Origin of the sequence: Bacteroides bouchesdurhonensis (genome assembly GCF_900155865.1) — a bacterium.
GTDB classification, from domain to species: Bacteria; Bacteroidota; Bacteroidia; order Bacteroidales; family Bacteroidaceae; genus Bacteroides; species Bacteroides bouchesdurhonensis.
The window spans coordinates 934674-950068 of the sequence record NZ_LT707006.1 but is presented as its reverse complement, the minus strand read 5'-3'; the positions used below and the strand labels follow the sequence as shown (position 1 = coordinate 950068).

At 49.5% G+C, this 15395-nt stretch carries 18 protein-coding genes and 1 pseudogene; 2 read left to right on the top strand and 17 right to left on the bottom strand.

The window, feature by feature from the left end:
- Positions 1 to 96 precede the first annotated feature (96 nt).
- From tnpC to CZ225_RS03720, 16 genes are all read right to left on the bottom strand, one after another.
- The gene (gene tnpC, locus CZ225_RS03790; RefSeq protein ID WP_077153017.1) at positions 97 to 1692 is read right to left on the bottom strand and encodes an IS66 family transposase; all 1596 of its coding nucleotides are present in this window, start codon (positions 1690 to 1692) and stop codon (positions 97 to 99) included.
- A gap of 88 nt (positions 1693 to 1780) precedes the next feature.
- On the bottom strand, positions 1781 to 2122 hold the full coding sequence (tnpB, locus tag CZ225_RS03785) for an IS66 family insertion sequence element accessory protein TnpB (protein ID WP_234982990.1): 342 nt from the start codon (positions 2120 to 2122) through the stop codon (positions 1781 to 1783).
- A 4-nt stretch (positions 2123 to 2126) separates the two neighbouring features.
- On the bottom strand, positions 2127 to 2561 hold the full coding sequence (tnpA, locus tag CZ225_RS03780; RefSeq protein WP_077153015.1) for an IS66 family insertion sequence element accessory protein TnpA: 435 nt from the start codon (positions 2559 to 2561) through the stop codon (positions 2127 to 2129).
- Positions 2562 to 2922: 361 nt separating this feature from the next.
- Positions 2923 to 4005 (bottom strand): helix-turn-helix domain-containing protein, encoded by a 1083-nt coding sequence (locus CZ225_RS03775; protein WP_077155676.1) that lies wholly within the window; start codon positions 4003 to 4005, stop codon positions 2923 to 2925.
- A gap of 154 nt (positions 4006 to 4159) precedes the next feature.
- Positions 4160 to 4948, bottom strand: a complete 789-nt coding sequence (locus CZ225_RS03770; protein ID WP_075965637.1) for a PRTRC system ThiF family protein — start codon at positions 4946 to 4948, stop codon at positions 4160 to 4162.
- The gene (locus CZ225_RS03765) at positions 4945 to 5646 is read right to left on the bottom strand and encodes a prokaryotic E2 ligase family D protein (RefSeq protein WP_075965636.1); all 702 of its coding nucleotides are present in this window, start codon (positions 5644 to 5646) and stop codon (positions 4945 to 4947) included. Before CZ225_RS03765 ends, CZ225_RS03770 begins: the two co-directional genes overlap by 4 nt.
- A 16-nt stretch (positions 5647 to 5662) precedes the next feature.
- Positions 5663 to 6589 carry a hypothetical protein gene (locus tag CZ225_RS03760; RefSeq protein ID WP_227045012.1) on the bottom strand — a complete coding sequence of 309 codons (927 nt, stop codon included), beginning with the start codon at positions 6587 to 6589 and terminating at the stop codon, positions 5663 to 5665.
- A 17-nt stretch (positions 6590 to 6606) separates the two neighbouring features.
- Positions 6607 to 6774: a hypothetical protein gene (locus CZ225_RS24170; protein ID WP_227045009.1), complete on the bottom strand. Its 168-nt coding sequence runs from the start codon at positions 6772 to 6774 to the stop codon at positions 6607 to 6609.
- A gap of 5 nt (positions 6775 to 6779) precedes the next feature.
- Positions 6780 to 7001 carry a PRTRC system protein C gene (locus CZ225_RS03755; protein WP_075965634.1) on the bottom strand — a complete coding sequence of 74 codons (222 nt, stop codon included), beginning with the start codon at positions 6999 to 7001 and terminating at the stop codon, positions 6780 to 6782.
- 3 nt (positions 7002 to 7004) lie between these two features.
- Positions 7005 to 7979, bottom strand: coding sequence for a PRTRC system protein E (locus CZ225_RS03750; protein ID WP_075965633.1), 975 nt, complete (start codon positions 7977 to 7979; stop codon positions 7005 to 7007).
- Positions 7980 to 8012: 33 nt separating this feature from the next.
- Complete coding sequence (locus CZ225_RS24165) at positions 8013 to 8228, bottom strand: hypothetical protein (protein WP_075965632.1); 216 nt, start codon at positions 8226 to 8228, stop codon at positions 8013 to 8015.
- 12 nt (positions 8229 to 8240) lie between these two features.
- A complete protein-coding gene (locus CZ225_RS03740; protein ID WP_159441746.1) occupies positions 8241 to 8564 on the bottom strand; it encodes a hypothetical protein in 324 nt (107 codons plus the stop codon).
- Positions 8565 to 8575: 11 nt separating this feature from the next.
- The gene (locus CZ225_RS24160; protein WP_055300465.1) at positions 8576 to 8812 is read right to left on the bottom strand and encodes a hypothetical protein; all 237 of its coding nucleotides are present in this window, start codon (positions 8810 to 8812) and stop codon (positions 8576 to 8578) included.
- A gap of 195 nt (positions 8813 to 9007) precedes the next feature.
- Complete coding sequence (locus CZ225_RS03730) at positions 9008 to 11107, bottom strand: type IA DNA topoisomerase (RefSeq protein ID WP_077153013.1); 2100 nt, start codon at positions 11105 to 11107, stop codon at positions 9008 to 9010.
- 93 nt (positions 11108 to 11200) lie between these two features.
- Complete coding sequence (locus tag CZ225_RS03725; RefSeq protein WP_075966082.1) at positions 11201 to 11464, bottom strand: DUF4099 domain-containing protein; 264 nt, start codon at positions 11462 to 11464, stop codon at positions 11201 to 11203.
- Positions 11465 to 11512: 48 nt separating this feature from the next.
- Positions 11513 to 13285: a DUF3945 domain-containing protein gene (locus tag CZ225_RS03720; RefSeq protein WP_075965624.1), complete on the bottom strand. Its 1773-nt coding sequence runs from the start codon at positions 13283 to 13285 to the stop codon at positions 11513 to 11515.
- A gap of 104 nt (positions 13286 to 13389) precedes the next feature.
- On the opposite strand from CZ225_RS03720, the gene CZ225_RS23605 reads away from it, so the two are divergent.
- Both CZ225_RS23605 and CZ225_RS03710 read left to right on the top strand, forming a co-directional pair.
- Positions 13390 to 13566 carry a hypothetical protein gene (locus CZ225_RS23605; RefSeq protein WP_159441744.1) on the top strand — a complete coding sequence of 59 codons (177 nt, stop codon included), beginning with the start codon at positions 13390 to 13392 and terminating at the stop codon, positions 13564 to 13566.
- Between the two features lie 6 nt (positions 13567 to 13572).
- Positions 13573 to 13956: pseudogene (locus tag CZ225_RS03710) on the top strand (beta-barrel fold lipoprotein); the annotation flags it as partial.
- Positions 13957 to 14084: 128 nt separating this feature from the next.
- Here CZ225_RS03710 and CZ225_RS03705 read toward each other — a convergent pair.
- Entirely contained in the window at positions 14085 to 15146 is a 1062-nt protein-coding gene (locus CZ225_RS03705) for a helix-turn-helix domain-containing protein (RefSeq protein ID WP_007756689.1), read from the bottom strand.
- Between the last annotated feature and the right edge of the window lie 249 nt (positions 15147 to 15395).

Below are 15395 nucleotides of genomic sequence, written 5' to 3'. Positions count from 1 at the left end.
CTGCTCATGTTTGGTTGTCGTATCTCAGAAGTGAGATTGTCGTGGATTGTCCATGGATTTTCCGTGGACTTTCCATGGACTGTCTATGGATTTGTCTCATGCTAATGTCCACTTGTCCGGAAGCAACTCCCGGAGATTCCTGCTCGATTTGGGTTCGAGGTAATATGGCAGTTTTGTGATGACATGGTTCAACCATTCGCGCGGATTGACTCCACACTCCTTGCAGGAGCTGAGCAACGAACAGATGACAGCTGTATTTTTAGCCGCCTCCTGATTCCCACAGAACAGCATGTTTTTTCTGGTCAGAACGATAGGTCTCAGTGCGTTTTCCGCCCCGTTGTTGTCAATAAAGATTCTTCCATCATACAGATAGTGTCTCATTCTTGGCATGAGAGGATAAGTATAGGCTATGGCCTTTCCCATAAGACTGCGTTTAAGTACTTTGGGGTATGTGTTCTGAAGCCAGAGCTCAAAGGCGTCAAGCAGTGGTCCGGCCAGACGCTGCCGCAGTGCCGCACGTTCCTCATAGGAGAGTTGCCGCTCATCAGCCATATGCTCCACATTATACAGGTCTTGTATAAATTTAAGTCCCTGCATGGCATATTCCCGGTTTTCTTCCTTTCCTGACTCCAGATGCCTGCGTATGTGTGCGAGACAAGCACACAGATGCACATCCTCCTTCTCTTCAAAAATGTCATAAGCGGAGTAACCGTCACATTGAAGGTATCCCTTGAACGGCTTCAGGAGTTCGACCGCCACTTTCTGCGCACGTGAACCGTCGTCATAATGGAAGAAGAGCAGGCGCGGCATAGCCGCTCGGACCATCCAGATGTACTCCTTCGCCGCCTTGTGCCTGTCATGGTCTATAACCGGAAGCGTGGTCTCGTCAACCTGTATATAATCGGAGGAGAGTACTACCTTCTTGAGTTCCAGATAAAGCGGTTCCAGAAGTTCGCAGACGGGTTTGAACCAACCTCCCAATGTCTTTCGTGACAGCTTCACCCCCAGATGTTCCAGCTGTTTCACTTGTCGGTAGAACGGGACATGGTATTCGTATTTCTGTAAGAGGACCTCAGCGAGCATGGAAGCCCCGGGCATGCCTTTATATATGGGCATCAGTGGCATGGGAGCGGTTATAACAGTTTTCCTGCCGTTCTCAATGGCTTCCGTGTCATCCTTGAGGGCATACGTGGGACGTACCGTGTCTTTCACATAGAGATATCCCGGCTTCATCTCAAGAGTTCTGGTGTGTTCCTCGTCTATCTTGACGTATTTATCGGGATCAAGGCCTTCGGGTTCGATGACGACGGTAACCACAGGCAGGTCATCCATCACCACCCGGTTACGGCGGGATGTTTTTCCGGCGATCTGGACTTTCGGGACGGTAATCTGCGCCGCCGCCCTGTTGCGGGCTTCTTCGATTTCCGCCTCGACCTGTTCCAGATCGCCGTATTCAAAAGGGAGCATGGGGTCCCCCTTAATGGGTTTACATTTCTCACTCATCTTTCCGAACACTTTCCTTTTCAGCCATGCCAGTGAAGCGTTCAGATCAACTATCGTACTCCGGAGTTCCTCGATTGTTTGGGCTTGCGAGACAATCGTCTCATTCTGCTTGCGGTTGGTCGCCGCCATCACAGAAAGTTGCTCCTTCAAGGACTGTATCATTTGCACTAATGTGTCTTCCCTTGTCATTTCCTGATTTATTTGTGATATAAAGATAAGGAAAAAAATCGGGATAGGCAAGTTTGCAAAAGGTTTATTTTCAGTGTCTTTTAAGGCATCACCACCTCTTTCTCAGATCCCGCAGACGCCTCTGACGTTTTTTCTTGTCCTCACTTATTCCTTCGACCATCATCACCAGATCGCTCCACGTCATGGGATAGGATTTTGTGTCGGGATCATAATCAGGCAGTTTAAAAGTACCCTCTTCAAGAAGCTTCTCATACAGAACCAAGCCGCCGGTTTCCGCGTGAAGCAATTTGAGACGGTTTTTCGCACGATTCACGAACAGATAGACATCGCCGCTTCTTACATCACCACCCATCTTGTCATGGACAAGACCGCTGAGACTGAAAATCCTTTTGCGCATGTCTGTATAGCCGCCGCACAGGAAGTAGCGCATGTTATCATTTAGGCAGAACATTGGCATTGTATATTTTAGAGATAAAACTCAGGGCAGCCTTGCAACCGGACTGACCTTTAAATTTCAATTTCATCCCGTTGGGAAGTTCAAGGGAGATCTCTGAGTTATCTACAACCTTGCACGGTTGTCTCATCGGCCGGTAAGGTTCCGTAGCGGGAGGAGACATAGGGGCGGAATGGGAAGCCGGTAAAGCCTGTCGGTCCTCTATGATAATGGGACTGAAACCTACCATATCCTCCATGGGGGAACAGGCAAGCTCTTCATCTGTGATTTTGAAACGCAACTTCCATTCGTAAAACTTGGAGCGATGGAAACCCTCATTGTGACAAAAATCTGTTATACTCAAATTGCTGGCCTTCTGACGGCGAAGAATCCTGATAAATTCCTCACGCGTCATGTACTTCTTCTTTTGTATCATAATTATGAACTGATTTATTAGGATACAAAAGTAGGAAGCCTAAAGGCTTAGAAAAAGATGGATTTGTTCAGACGCTTACCATCAGCCACAGAAACAGGGTGAGAAAAGTGATTTTTCTGCTCATATAAACTTGAATTTATTATCTTTGTCTTCTCCAAAGGTAATAAATGCCATTCAGCGCCCAAAATATTACAAAAACTTTTTCTGTTGAAATACAGCGTTTTATAAAAATTGTCGTTTGAGCACTTTTCAAATTGTCGTTTGAGCACTTTTTTTTGTCGAATTAGCACTTTTTTGTCGCTTGAGCACTTTTTGAAAATGAGCTTCTGAGACCTTTTTCATCGGCTTTTTACCACACAAATTATTCCAGATTTGCTTTTTTCCACTTGCCAGGCGTACATCCTTCCTTCTCTGTAAATGATTTGATAAAGTTACTGCGGGAAAGAAAACCGGAAGACTCAGCCAGCTTCTGTATATTGATTTCCGGATGCTCCTTCAGTATGTTTTTCGCATACTCCAACCGGAGACCGGTTATCCATTCGCGGAATGTCATTTTATACGTAGTCTTGATATAAGCGGAAAGATAGGTACGGTTCGTATGAAGTATTTCGGACAGTTCTTTTATGGTAAGTCCCTGCTGGACATAGCCGTCTGTCTTTATCCAGTTGGCCACTTTCTCTATAATTTCTGTATAGGACACTGGAACTTCTTTCTCAGAAACTATTTCAGGTTCTGTTTCCGTATCTGTCAGAAGTTCTTCTTCAGACTGTATATCTTGCTCAAAAGCATTTTCCACCTGTTCATAGAACAGCAGGTAGTTCTGATAGCTGTAGAAAAGATAGCTGTAGAACGGTATTGACGACAAAATCCAGATAAAAACATATTTGTCTGGCAGAAATGTCAGCAATCCGCATCCGACACCGAAGATAACAGCCCAATAAGTGAATATGGAAAGCCATTCGATATATGTGCCTATATCATCCGCCTGAGTTTCATTGAAAATCCGAATGGCTCTACGATATGCAATTATGACTCTGCGAGCTAAAACGACTCCAAAAACGATTAACCAGACAGCTAAAGCAAATAAAGAGATTTTTTGCATGATTCCGCTTGGCAACAGGAACAACACAACTCCGGAAAGAGTTGAGAATATAATCCATAAAATGATATGTGTCCACACACGCCGTTTGGTAATGTAAAAACAATCAAGCAACATTATCAATGCCGAACTGAACAGAGAATAGCACAGGAAGTATGTGGACATGTTCATCAATATGGAAGAATCCGCATTTTTGAATCGAATACCAAAGAAGAAATGTACCGAATAATTTGCCGAAAGCAGCAGCATAGCTATACCCATAATCTGTCGGGAGCGGAGATAATTCTTGAAAATTTTCTTTTCAGGAGTCTTTGCAAACAAAAAATAAAAGCCGAAGAATAACATCAACGGCAGTGCGGCACAAAGTGAAAAACTGTATATAGATGGTTCCATTGTTATGCTTATTTGATTTTGATACAAAGTTACGAAAAATATTGGTTTTCAGGATTATTTTCCTGAGTTCTTTTTTATATTTTAATCATACGGAAACGCTTTGATATTATACAGTTATCGGATTCACTTTCATGGTGGAGAGATTCAGGTACAGCCCGTGATGCTCGATCATACCGTTGCGGAACATTTTCCACAGGATGTTGCAGCCGAGCTGTGCCAGTGTGGAGTTGATGAACAGGTCCTGTTTCTCCAGAGCCTCCGCCAGCGAACAGCTCGGTCCGGAATCCTTTTCCTTCACTCTTGCGTATTTGACATATCGTGTGATCACCTTCAGCGATTCCACCGTTTCGTACAGCTTGGATGCCGGCTGTCTGATTTTCTTAGGTACGGTTCCGAGGATGACCTGTCCCGTATTCTGCATGTTGCCGAAGTCCATCCAGTACAGTGGTGTTTCGTGGCTTCTGTATTCCGAAACCGGCACGGCTTTCAGTATGTTCCAGAGGTCGAGACGGGACTTTATGTTGTCCGTGCAGGTAATCATTATGTTGGCCAGATTATCCCGTCTGGCGTCCTTCAGGGCTGCCGGATAGATGTCCGGTACCGCCTTCCAGTCGTTGCCGAAGAAGTTGTTCATGCGTGTGACGAGGCACTGCGCCTTGTTCAGTCCGATGTCCGAAGGGCTGAAGAGCTGCCGCCCGATGTTGGCTTCCGTCACGATGTCGGAATCATACAGTGTCACGAACAGTCCGGGATGTCCGAGTCCCCTCAGTGCCGTGTCAAGCCTGGCCAGGCAGGTAAGCACCTGTGAGCCTGTTCCTCCCGCTCCGATAAGGTTTACCGTTACCGGATGCTGCGGGTTTATGAGATAGTTGTCGATGTAGTGTACTCTTTTCATTTCAGTATGTCTTTAAGTTTCATGTTGTTCAGTTGTTTCAGTTCGTCGAGGTTGAAGTCCCTGTCCCGTGCCGCCTTTGCCACCAGCACGAGGTTTGACCTTGTCGGGTTCCCGTTCCCTCCCAGGTGGGTGAATTCCGTCAGCCAGAATTTCCGTTCCCAGTACTGCAGCAGCTTTTCATAGGTCAGGTCCTTCGGCAGCTCTATCCTGGCGTTTCCCAGACATACGCTGGAACCTGTCACGTTGAAGAACGGTGCGGCATACAGTACGGTATCCGGTCTGGGAACGTTCCCCTTGTAGGCATAGATTCTCATTCCGTGCTCTCCGGCCTCGTAGATTACTCCCGGCAGGTAATATTCCGCGTTTTCTATTTTGAGTGCGGTGCTGAAGAACATCATCCGCTTGTGCGGTGGATTGTACCACACGTATCTTTCGCTGCCCTTGCGCGAGTCGCAATACAGCAGGTTGTCGGGTATCTTCCCGTATGGAGTGGTACCGTGTCTTTCCGAGTATTCCTTCACGAGGGTGTTCATGAATTCCAGTGTCACCGGTCTTCCTTCCGTCATGTTTCCCCGGTCGTCAATACCCCGGATTTCAAGGAAGAAGTTCTTGTCCCCTTCCGAGGCATAGGCTATCAGTGCCGCCCTGGGGTTGAGCGGTGTCTTGATCTTTCTGGTCAGTTCGTTGCTGTCTATCATATGCTTTCAGATTGGTTTATATTGTGATGTTGATAAATTTTTCCGCCCATTTGAAGAAGCGTTCCGGGTAGTCGTCCATGCGGAACAGTTCCTCCGTTTCCGGAGACAGGTCACAGGTGGTGACCGGAATGATGTCGTATGTCTCCCGGCTGTAGGAGTTGTAGTAGTCCACGAGGTTGTCCGTCACGGGATCATTGCAGTCATAGACGACCCTTATCTGCCTGTTGAGATACATGGGCAGGTAGTCCGGTTCCTCTTCATAAAACGGGTCGTAGCCGTATTCCATGATGCCGCGTTCAGGCGAGAGGAATTCCAGACCTTCCTTCATGGCGGAGAGCAGGGACTGTTCGTATCCGTTCGCCGGCTTATACCGTCCGATTGCCTTCGGCAGGTCCTTGTAGTAGGATTTCCGTTCCACTCTCCTGAGCAGACTGTGTATCCTGCCTTTCTCGTATGAATGCAGCAGTTTCAGCCGTTTTTTCCTGTCGTCCTGTTCGTCGTCATTCTCTTCAGCCAGCCAGGTAAGCGCATATTCCGTGTCATCCTCGTCCAGTATGGTGTCAATTCCGTTTGCCTGCATCAGGTTGTGGATGAAGGTGACAGATATGCGTCTCAGTTCCGGCCCGAGATTTTCCACAAATTTCACAGGGAAGTAATACAGCGTAAGTTCTCCCCATCTGTGGCATTTCCAGAGACGGAAAATGAGTCTTTCCCCATCCTGCTCGATGTTTACATTCATGTCATTGCCGACAAGGTCGCTCATTTCATCATGCAGTCTCGTTATTCCTTCCGCCATTGTGAGTCCCGGTGCATGTACCGCTTCCTTTTTCATAAGACTCGCATATCTGAAAAAGGAATCACGCAGGTACTCGTAGTTTTCCCGCGTGATCAGGTTGCACGGCTTTCCGTCAGGACTTTCCGAGAACAGTTCCGGCGGAGGCATCGGCGTGAATGTGGTGTTCAGAAAAGAATTACGGCACCGCTGGGTGCCGCAATCCGTTTCTTCCTTTCCGTGCCGTAATGCACCTTCCTTTCGGTTTCCGCAATGATAAGTCTCGCGAGCTGTTCCGCCTGATATCCGTCCAATGGTACACATGATTTCTTCTTTTTTCTGTAGTCCTTTGCCATATCCTTTATCCTTTTGTTCCGATAGTTGTCTTGAACTCATATTCTGTCATGTCCTCCCTGATGACCGGTCCGTGAACGGTAGCCGTCGTCAGTTCCGGGTACATGTTCGAATAGTAGTTCATGACCATGTCCGGCGAGATGTTCGGATCCGGGTCCTGAAGAGTAATATACTCTGTTCCTTTCTTGAATCTGAATGAGCGTGTCATTCCTTTAATTTCGAGTGCCATGTCTTAAACTGTCTGATAAGGTGAATACTTGGGTTCCAGCATGGACTGCGGGAAATCGATGTATTCCTCGTAGTCCTTCTCACTGTATGCGGGGTGTTCCTGATCGGAGAGGTACGGTTGCTGTTCGTCCTCCTGCATGAACCGTTCTTCCTGCCAGTCCTGAATTTCAGGCTGCGGCGGATATTGAGGTTGGGAAGGCTGCTGTCCGCCTGTCAGCTGTACGTATTGCGCGTGCGGCTGTATCTGCGGTCTTGCTTGCGGCTGTGGCGGCTGTTGTTGCGGTGGCCATATTCCTGGCTGTTGCGGATGCTGCGTGTATGCCTGTTGTGGTCTCTGCGGTACCGGCTGTTGCGGACGTTGCGGTTGCGGATTTCTCTGTACCGGTGTCTGTGTGTATACTGGCTGTTGGGAGTGTGGCTGTTGCTGCTGTACCGAAGGTTCCGGCTGTGCCTCCTGTTCCATCAGGTCGAAGAGGCTTCCCCGGTTCATTTCCGTGTCGGCTGCCTTTATCTTCTCCTCGATTTCCTTCAACTGGGCGGCATTCGCGTGTGCTTTCGCCTGTGTAAGCACGCTGACGGCTTCCCGATGGTTCCTGGCGGCTGTCAGTTCTTCCGCCTTCTTCATCAGTTTCTCGTACTTCTCCCGTTTCTCGCGTTCTTCCTTCGTCTCCTTGGATTTCGCTTCCTTGGCGGCCTTGCTGCTGGCGGCGGCCTTGTCCGCCTGTGCCTCAAACTGTGCCATGTTGGAGATCAGCCCGCACGCTTTCTGTATCGGTCTTGTGACTGCCTGCAGGAATCCTGTGTCAAGTTCCTGCGGTGTGCCCGTGACAGTCAGCGGCACGATGTGGTTCTGGGCCTCGTCCTTGAGTCCGTTCGATTTGGGCAATGTGGAAACGGTCAGTTGTCCGTTTGTCTTGCGGATGACGATCGTGAGGTCCACGCTTTCCGTCATCATCTGGTGGATTGCTGTAAAAAACATAATTTCAGATATTAAATGATTAGACGATGTGTTTCAATATTCGCTGAATAATTCAGCCAGCAGCCTGTTCCTATCCGGATGTCTGCATATTTCCAGAACGGGGTTCAGCAGCTTTGAGATGTGAACGGGACCTGTGGTTCCCCTTGGCGGCAGCTTGATTGCCGGTTGCGGGACGTGTACTTTTGGTCTTCTTGTCACGGGCATCCCTATCGGAGCTGGTGACTGTCTTGTGATGATCGCTTGTTGCATATTCTTTAATTTTTAACTGTGAATACCCGGGCTTTGGCAGCCCGTTGAACTACAAGGGCCCAACGGCAAATGCTTCCGGAAAGGCAGGGTTTTCGGGAAAAATACCGGAGCGCAGCGAGGATGATTTTTTCCGAAACCGCTTGCGGCCTGACCTTGCCGTCCGACAAGAAGCGTTTGCCAACTTTGCCCTGTAGTTCTCGGTTTGCCAATGTCTGTGTTTTCCGTCCATTCCCTTTTTCTTTCCGTGTCATTTCCGGCTGTGACGGATACAAAAAGAGCCGCCCGCTCCCGGACAGCTCCCTTATGCTGCAATGATAAATTCCGTGCATGTTCCATATCGTCAGATTTCAGAAGACCAGAAAACTCAGTATGCACAGAATGATTGCCAATGCCACGAGAAAACAGGCTATACGGTAGAGGAACCTGAAGAGTCCCCTGAAACAGATGATGGCCACGGCAGTCCATACAGGCGATATACCGTGGGAATAGAGCCAGCTGAATATGATGGCTGCTGTTACGGCCAGCGCGAGTGTCCTTGCCCATCTGCTGTCCGCTATCTTTCTGATACGTTCTTTTGCTTTCATAATCTTCATTTGTTTGGCGGGAATGCCATTCCCGGTTTCAGGGGCTTTCTTGCAGTCCGCCTCCACAGGCAAGGTTTTCGGGAAAAATACCGGAGCCTCTGGCGAGGATGATTTTTCCCAGAAACCGTAAGGCCTGACCTTGCCGGTGGAAACGGGCGGGCTGCGACCTTTGCCCCGCGAATCGGGATGGCTTCATCATTTCCTTTTCCTGCCGTTCCCGTTTTTGGGGAACGAGAGTGTCAGGGTGAACCCGGCGTCAAAGGTGACCGAAGCGTCGAAAGCCACGCCCTTCTTTCCCTTGAATCCCTTGATAAGGCGTGTGGAACCGGAGGAGAAAAGCTGTTCCAGATGCTGGTCCGTCAGTTCCTTGTTCAGGAATCTGCGGTACACGGTCAGTCCGCACCCTTTATTGTCGCAACGGGCACTCTTTTCCCTGACGATAATGTGTCCGGTCTTGCATTTGGGACAGGTGAATGTGCGGGCGGCTGCCGCCGGAAGGCTGAGGTTCAGGATTTCACGGGTAGCCTTGCGGGTGTAGTCCGTGATGGATGCCATGAACGTGTCCGGTCCGAGCGTGTGCCGCTCTATCTGGAGCAGGGTCTTCTCCCAGCTTCCTGTCAGGGAAACATCCGCCACGAGCATGTCCTTCACCGCATCGTAGATATGGAGTCCCTTTTCCGTGGGGACGATGCTCTTGCCGGAGCGGGCGATATAGTCACGTTTGAACAGTGTGGTGATGATGGCGGCTCTTGTGGCGGGCGTGCCGATGCCCAGCTCCTTCACGGCCTCGCGTGCCTGTTCGTCGGCTATCTCCCTGCCGCAGGTCTCCATTGCTGCCAGCAGCGTGGCCTCGGTATAGAGCGGTCTGGGCACGGTCTTCTTCTGGGACAGTCCGAATCCTGAAACAGGAACCGTGTCCCCTTCGGCAAATACGGCCGTACCCTCGTCGGTTTCCGGCTCGTCGTCCTGCCTGTCCTCTTTCCTGCAGAAGATGCCGCGCCATCCCGGACTGACGACAAGGGAACTTTTCGAGCGGAAATCCATGTTGTCCAGGCGACATTCCATAAGAATCAGTTCCTTCTCGCAGCAGGGCGAGAACGCCTCCAGCATACGTCCGGCTATCAGCGTATAGACGGCCTCCTCCGCTTCGGAAAGCCCTTCGGGTGCGATGCCGGTCGTGATGAGAGCATGGTGGTCCGTCACTTTACGGTCGTCCACGCTACGGGTGTTGAGACGCGCAAAGTCAAGGATTCCGGCACTTGTGGCGAATTCGGGCATGGCCATTATCCTTTCCAACAGACCGGGCACGCAGGCCATCACATCGTGCGGGATATACCGGCTTCCCGTTCTCGGGTAGGAAATGAGCTTCTTCTCGTAGAGCGACTGGGCGATGTCCAGCGTCTTTGCTGCGGGCAGGTCGAGGTGCACGTTGCAGTCCTTCTGGAGTGCCGTTAGGTCGTAGAGCAACGGCGGCTGTTGCAGGCTTTTCCTGCGCTCCACCTTCGTGACCGTCGCCGAAGAATCGGGAGAGAGACTGCGGTAGGCGGCTTCCGCCTTCTGCCTGTCGTCAAAGGTCGCGGGATGGAAGAAGCGGCGGTGTGACGTGCCGCCATTGAGGGTGACATGCAGCTGCCAGTATGGTGTGGATACGAAACTGCGGTTCTCCCTGTAGCGGCTGCATATCATGGCGAGCGTCGGAGTCTGCACCCGTCCGATCGAGTTGTTGGACGAGCCGGAAACGATGGCCAGGGCACGGCTGGCGTTCATGCCCACCAGCCAGTCTGCCTTCGCGCGACTGTCGGCGGCGGTATACAGGCTGTCGTATTCCGAGCCGTCCTTCAGTTCCTCCAGACCTTTTCGTATGGCCTCGTCAGTAAGCGAGGAGATCCACAGGCGTCTGAACGGTTTCGTGCAGCCCAGAAAGTCGTATATCCAGCGGAAGATAAGTTCCCCTTCACGACCGGCATCGGTAGCCACGACGATGCTGTCACAGCGGTTGAACACGCTTTCTATGACTTTCAGCTGTTTCGAGGCGGCGATGTCCGTAACCATTCCCCTGTCCGTGCGCATCTGTCGGGAGACCAGGCGGAACGGGTCCGGCAGCATCGGCAAGTCCTCCTCCGCCGTTTTCGTATAACCATAAGTGTCCGGTATGGCCAGTGACACGAGGTGTCCCAGTGCCCAGGTCACCATATATCCGTTACCGGAACAGTAGCCGTCATTTCTTGTATCAGCCCCGACTACACGGGCAATGTCCATGCCTACACTCGGCTTTTCTGCGATGATTGCTATCATATTGTAAGATAAAAATTAAGCCGTTTCCCGTTTTCCATGCGGAAGACAGGAAACGGCGGTAAGACATCGGTTTACTTGATAATTGCTCCCAGATTATTTGCCCAGCGGTGTCACTCCCTGGATTTCCAGTAGCGGGGACTCGCCCTTACGGACCAGTTGGAGCGTGGCGTCCATCACCACGTCCACGCCGAGGAGCACGAGGCTCAGGGACATCACTTTCGTTTTCTCTCCCCTGAGGAGGGTGTCCATTTCGCCGGAGAGTTCCAGCTCGTCCTTCATGATACCGATACCGGAGAGTTCGTCCCAGTTCACTTCATCAGCCTTGAAAGGCATGTCGTTTCCGTTTTCCTTTTTCATATTTCTTTCTTTTTTTTGATTCAACATTCATTTTTCAGTAACCTGTTGTCAGGCAATGCTCGCACCTTTTGACTTGCGGTTTCCCTGTTCCTGTCGCTGGCTGTTGGCCACCACATTGCGCTGCGAGGCATCACGCTTGCGGTCAGGATTCTCGTTGTAGAAGTCCAGACGCCCCTGGTTGAAGTTCGCCTTGACGTACTGCGAGATGGTCTTCCCGTCATATCCCTTGATGCCTTCCACCAGCACGGCCTTTCCGCTCTGCAGGTCCGCACGCTGCTGTCTGGTCAGTTCCACGTCCCATACCTTGGGTGGAATCTTGAAATCCTCGCGCTGCTCGAAGCCGTCCGGCGTACGGGAGTAGCTCAGGCGTCCCGTTTCCAGGTCGGCCTTGATGAAGGAGGAGAATTCCTCTCCCTTGCGGTTCACCATGTCATTGAGGAAAATCACCTTGCCGTCACGGAGCTGCTGCTGTTCCTCCGCCGTAATCTTCACCCCGTTGATTTCGTTGGGAATATAGATTTCGCGTGCGCCTTCCGGAGAGTCCGGATTATAGCGGGTGTAGGACGGGCGGCCTGTCGCCTCGTCCAACTTCACGTAGGAGGAGAACACCTCGCCGTCCTTGCGCTGCATTCCCTCCACGAAGATGGCTTTTCCAGCGTTCAGGTCCTCAATCTGTTTCTGTGTCAGTTCCACGCCCCCGAGTGTCTGGCGGTTGAAGAGCTTGTCGTTCTCGAAAATGAACTCGACACCCCTGCGTTCGGCATTCACCTGAATGAAGGCGTTGAACTCGTTGCCGGATTTGGCGATCATGCCCTCTACATAGACCTTCTTGCCTTCACGCAGGTCATTCTGCTCCTGCTCTGTCAGTTCCACTCCCTTGATTTCCCTCGGGATGAAAGCATTCTCCGCTTTCATGGCGACCACCTCGTTGGTCAGCTTGTCGATGCTGATGAAGGATGGGATATATTCCCCGTTGCGTCCTTTCAGTTCCACGACACGCCCCATGTTGCCCGTTTCGAGCAGGTTCTTCTTGTCCTCGTCGGAGAAGATGTGTCCGAAGTACGGTCGGTCAAGGTCGGGTTTCTGCCGGATACCGTGGATGCCGAGCACCACTTCGCCCGCCATGGACTGCTGGAAGGACAGACGTGCGTCCGTTCTCAGTACGGCCGAGCCGAAGTTCATGCTTATGGGCACGACCTGGTTGGTCTTGTAGCCCTTGAGCATCTGTTCGAGCAGTCCGCGTTCCTGGAGGTATTCACGGGAGATTCCGAAATTCTTGAGCTGTTCCCAGTTGATCATGGACTCGTTGTAACGGTACTGGGGGGACTGGTTCTGCGGCTGGCTGTCAGCTGCGGCAGCCTGCTGCTGGGTTTCATTTTTCTTTGCCATTTCTTCTTGGTTTTTGGGGTTGATACTTTGGTTTTCCTTGTTGCGCGGAACAATCTCGTACTGCTTGAGAAATTCCTCCACGGCTTTTGTCTTTTTTCCTGCGGCGATGTCCTCGATGGCCTGCTGTACGGCAGGGTCGTCCAGCCTGTCTTCCTTGACGGAGAGGATTCCGAAGCGTGTCGGGTCTTTCAGCTGGCTCCAGAAGTTCTTGATGAAGTTCTCGAAGGCGTCTGCATAGCGGTCAATCTTCAGGAAGGAGTTCCGGTTCTGCCTGTCGGCGGCTACCGTGTTGAATTTTCCGTCCTGTCCGATTTGCGACACCGCTTCCAGAATCAGTTCCATCTTGTCAAGGATGAACACGATGTCACTCATCTGCTCGTTTTCGGAGACCTGCGGTTTCGGGGGTTCTTCCCTTGCATTTTTCTTTGCCATAATTTTTGATTTTTAGTGTTGATAACTCATGTTGTCACCGCAAATATATAGGAGAAAAATTGATAAATAATTGATTTGCAATATGTTAGGATGCACATTACACCATGTGTCATCACATTACACCGCAGGTCGGAGAAAACGGAGCGAAAAAGCGTGGGAAAACGGCAGGAAAAGGAGAAAAAACAAGGGACGAGAAAGAAAAGGGAAAAGACGGGAACAGGCTGGAAAGACAAGGGCATGGCGGTACGCACTGCCGAACGGAAGAAAAGGAAAAACTGTAATTATGCGACGACGAACCGGGAGGAAAAGGGGCGATGTATGAGGTAACGATCGAGCAGTCGGGAGATTTCCGCAGCTTCATTAAGTCGGTCGTGGTAGTCGCCAACGGTACGCGGTTGAAAGACGGGGCGACGGGGGAAAGCCTCGCAAGCCCGTTGATTCTAAGCGATGAAGAACTGGCCGTCGAAAAGGTGACGTTAACCACGACGGGAAAGGCGATCGAGTTCGCCGTTTCCGGTAGTGTCGTGGACGGGGAGGACGGTGTCGTGAACGAGCCGATGCAGTGGGTTGTGACCGTTTACAAGAACGGAAAGGAGATCGAGAAAAAGAGCCTTTCTTTCCGGGACGGGAAGGAGATCGGTATGGATGATCTTAATCTGTATTATAATTGACGTGACGACCTGAATGTCCCCCGGATGAATGTTCGGGGGATTTTTTTTCTTTTGGGCGTTCCCGTGGGACGGTCGGGCTTTACGTTTCAAGTCCTCGCCTAAAGGCTGTGGGCTTTACTCTGCAATCCCTAACGCATGGCTGAAAACTCCTCTTGCCGGTGGTGTTCTTCTTCATACAGCCTCATGCGTTCTTGTAATGCTTCTTTTAAATTGTCGCTTTTTTTCAGTCCGAGTTTGGCACGTATGTTCGCTCGTTGGCTGGTTATGTTTCCGCTACTCCGATGTAATAATTCGCATATTTGGCTGACGGTCTTGTCTTGCAGTATTAAACGGCAGATGTTTAATTCGGACGGGGATAAATTGGGATATATTCTCCTGATTGTATCAAGTTTACTTTTTTCCTTTTTCTGGTATGCGGCAAGGGCTGTAAAAAGATTTTCTTTGGATTGTTCCCCTATTATGTTTAACAGGGAGCTTGTCTTTTCTTCCGGGTTATTCTCGCTTAACAACTCGGCGAACGCGAATAGTTCTTCCTTTTTCATTTGGAGACGTTTCAAAAGCATTTCCTCTTCCTCTTTTAGCAAGTTGCTACTTTTTAGCAAGCTGCTGATATTACTGTGTAAGGATCTTCCTAATAAGGGGATCATGGTGTATATGATGATGATCAAAGGCAGATAACTGTATAGGAACGGTTCGTCGGTGATAAGTGTGCAGATTGTATAGGAAGCTATGGTAAGGGAGGACAATAGGATGGAGATATTACTCATATAGGCACAGATGGAAAGCATGGTAAATAAGAGAGAGATAGTAATGTTACTCATTATCAATGCTCTTTGATAACTATATTCATATCCGCTACATATTGAGCAATAAATTATCTCGATAAAAATCTCGATATGTATGGCTATCAGTATAATGGAAAAGGTCGTGGTCAGATTTACTCTCTTTTTAAAATAAGCGAGAGTGCACATAATGATAAACAGGAATAATACGCTGTTAATATAATAAAACTGTTCATTGGGAAATGGAACTGAATATATGTATATGGGTGCGCATAAGGCCAGCATGAGCAGGGATAGATGAAAGACACGTTTTTGTTGATACGTTATTATCATTTCGCTTTCTTTTTTGTCGTAAGTTTGAGTTTTTATTGAACTTAGAAAAGTAGCGGCTTTTGTGCTGAATTTCATGTGTTTTATTGTTTTAAGTGTTATTAAGTATAATGTTTCCTGCAAAAATAACTGTTTTTTTTTTTTTTTGTATGTTTAAGTACTTTTCTTTATGATGTTAAGTGTTTTTAATTGTTGTGTAAGCGTGATTGGCTGCTGTGGTAAGTGTTGTAGCTGTTGTGTGGTTGTCTTTTTAAGTATTTATAAGTTTAAAATACTTGTTTTTTGCTTTGGAGGTTGGTTTATAGGTATGTATTTTTGCGGTCGAAA

Coding starts and splice junctions, on each gene's coding strand:
- tnpC (WP_077153017.1), bottom strand. CDS start 1,692: ATGACAAGGGAAGACACATTAGTGCAAATGATACAGTCCTTGAAGGAG.
- tnpB (WP_234982990.1), bottom strand. CDS start 2,122: ATGCGCTACTTCCTGTGCGGCGGCTATACAGACATGCGCAAAAGGATT.
- tnpA (WP_077153015.1), bottom strand. CDS start 2,561: ATGATACAAAAGAAGAAGTACATGACGCGTGAGGAATTTATCAGGATT.
- CZ225_RS03775 (WP_077155676.1), bottom strand. CDS start 4,005: ATGTTATTCTTCGGCTTTTATTTTTTGTTTGCAAAGACTCCTGAAAAG.
- CZ225_RS03770 (WP_075965637.1), bottom strand. CDS start 4,948: ATGAAAAGAGTACACTACATCGACAACTATCTCATAAACCCGCAGCAT.
- CZ225_RS03765 (WP_075965636.1), bottom strand. CDS start 5,646: ATGATAGACAGCAACGAACTGACCAGAAAGATCAAGACACCGCTCAAC.
- CZ225_RS03760 (WP_227045012.1), bottom strand. CDS start 6,589: ATGCCTCCGCCGGAACTGTTCTCGGAAAGTCCTGACGGAAAGCCGTGC.
- CZ225_RS24170 (WP_227045009.1), bottom strand. CDS start 6,774: ATGGCAAAGGACTACAGAAAAAAGAAGAAATCATGTGTACCATTGGAC.
- CZ225_RS03755 (WP_075965634.1), bottom strand. CDS start 7,001: ATGGCACTCGAAATTAAAGGAATGACACGCTCATTCAGATTCAAGAAA.
- CZ225_RS03750 (WP_075965633.1), bottom strand. CDS start 7,979: ATGTTTTTTACAGCAATCCACCAGATGATGACGGAAAGCGTGGACCTC.
- CZ225_RS24165 (WP_075965632.1), bottom strand. CDS start 8,228: ATGCAACAAGCGATCATCACAAGACAGTCACCAGCTCCGATAGGGATG.
- CZ225_RS03740 (WP_159441746.1), bottom strand. CDS start 8,564: ATGGAACATGCACGGAATTTATCATTGCAGCATAAGGGAGCTGTCCGG.
- CZ225_RS24160 (WP_055300465.1), bottom strand. CDS start 8,812: ATGAAAGCAAAAGAACGTATCAGAAAGATAGCGGACAGCAGATGGGCA.
- CZ225_RS03730 (WP_077153013.1), bottom strand. CDS start 11,107: ATGATAGCAATCATCGCAGAAAAGCCGAGTGTAGGCATGGACATTGCC.
- CZ225_RS03725 (WP_075966082.1), bottom strand. CDS start 11,464: ATGAAAAAGGAAAACGGAAACGACATGCCTTTCAAGGCTGATGAAGTG.
- CZ225_RS03720 (WP_075965624.1), bottom strand. CDS start 13,285: ATGGCAAAGAAAAATGCAAGGGAAGAACCCCCGAAACCGCAGGTCTCC.
- CZ225_RS23605 (WP_159441744.1), top strand. CDS start 13,390: ATGTGTCATCACATTACACCGCAGGTCGGAGAAAACGGAGCGAAAAAG.
- CZ225_RS03705 (WP_007756689.1), bottom strand. CDS start 15,146: ATGAAATTCAGCACAAAAGCCGCTACTTTTCTAAGTTCAATAAAAACT.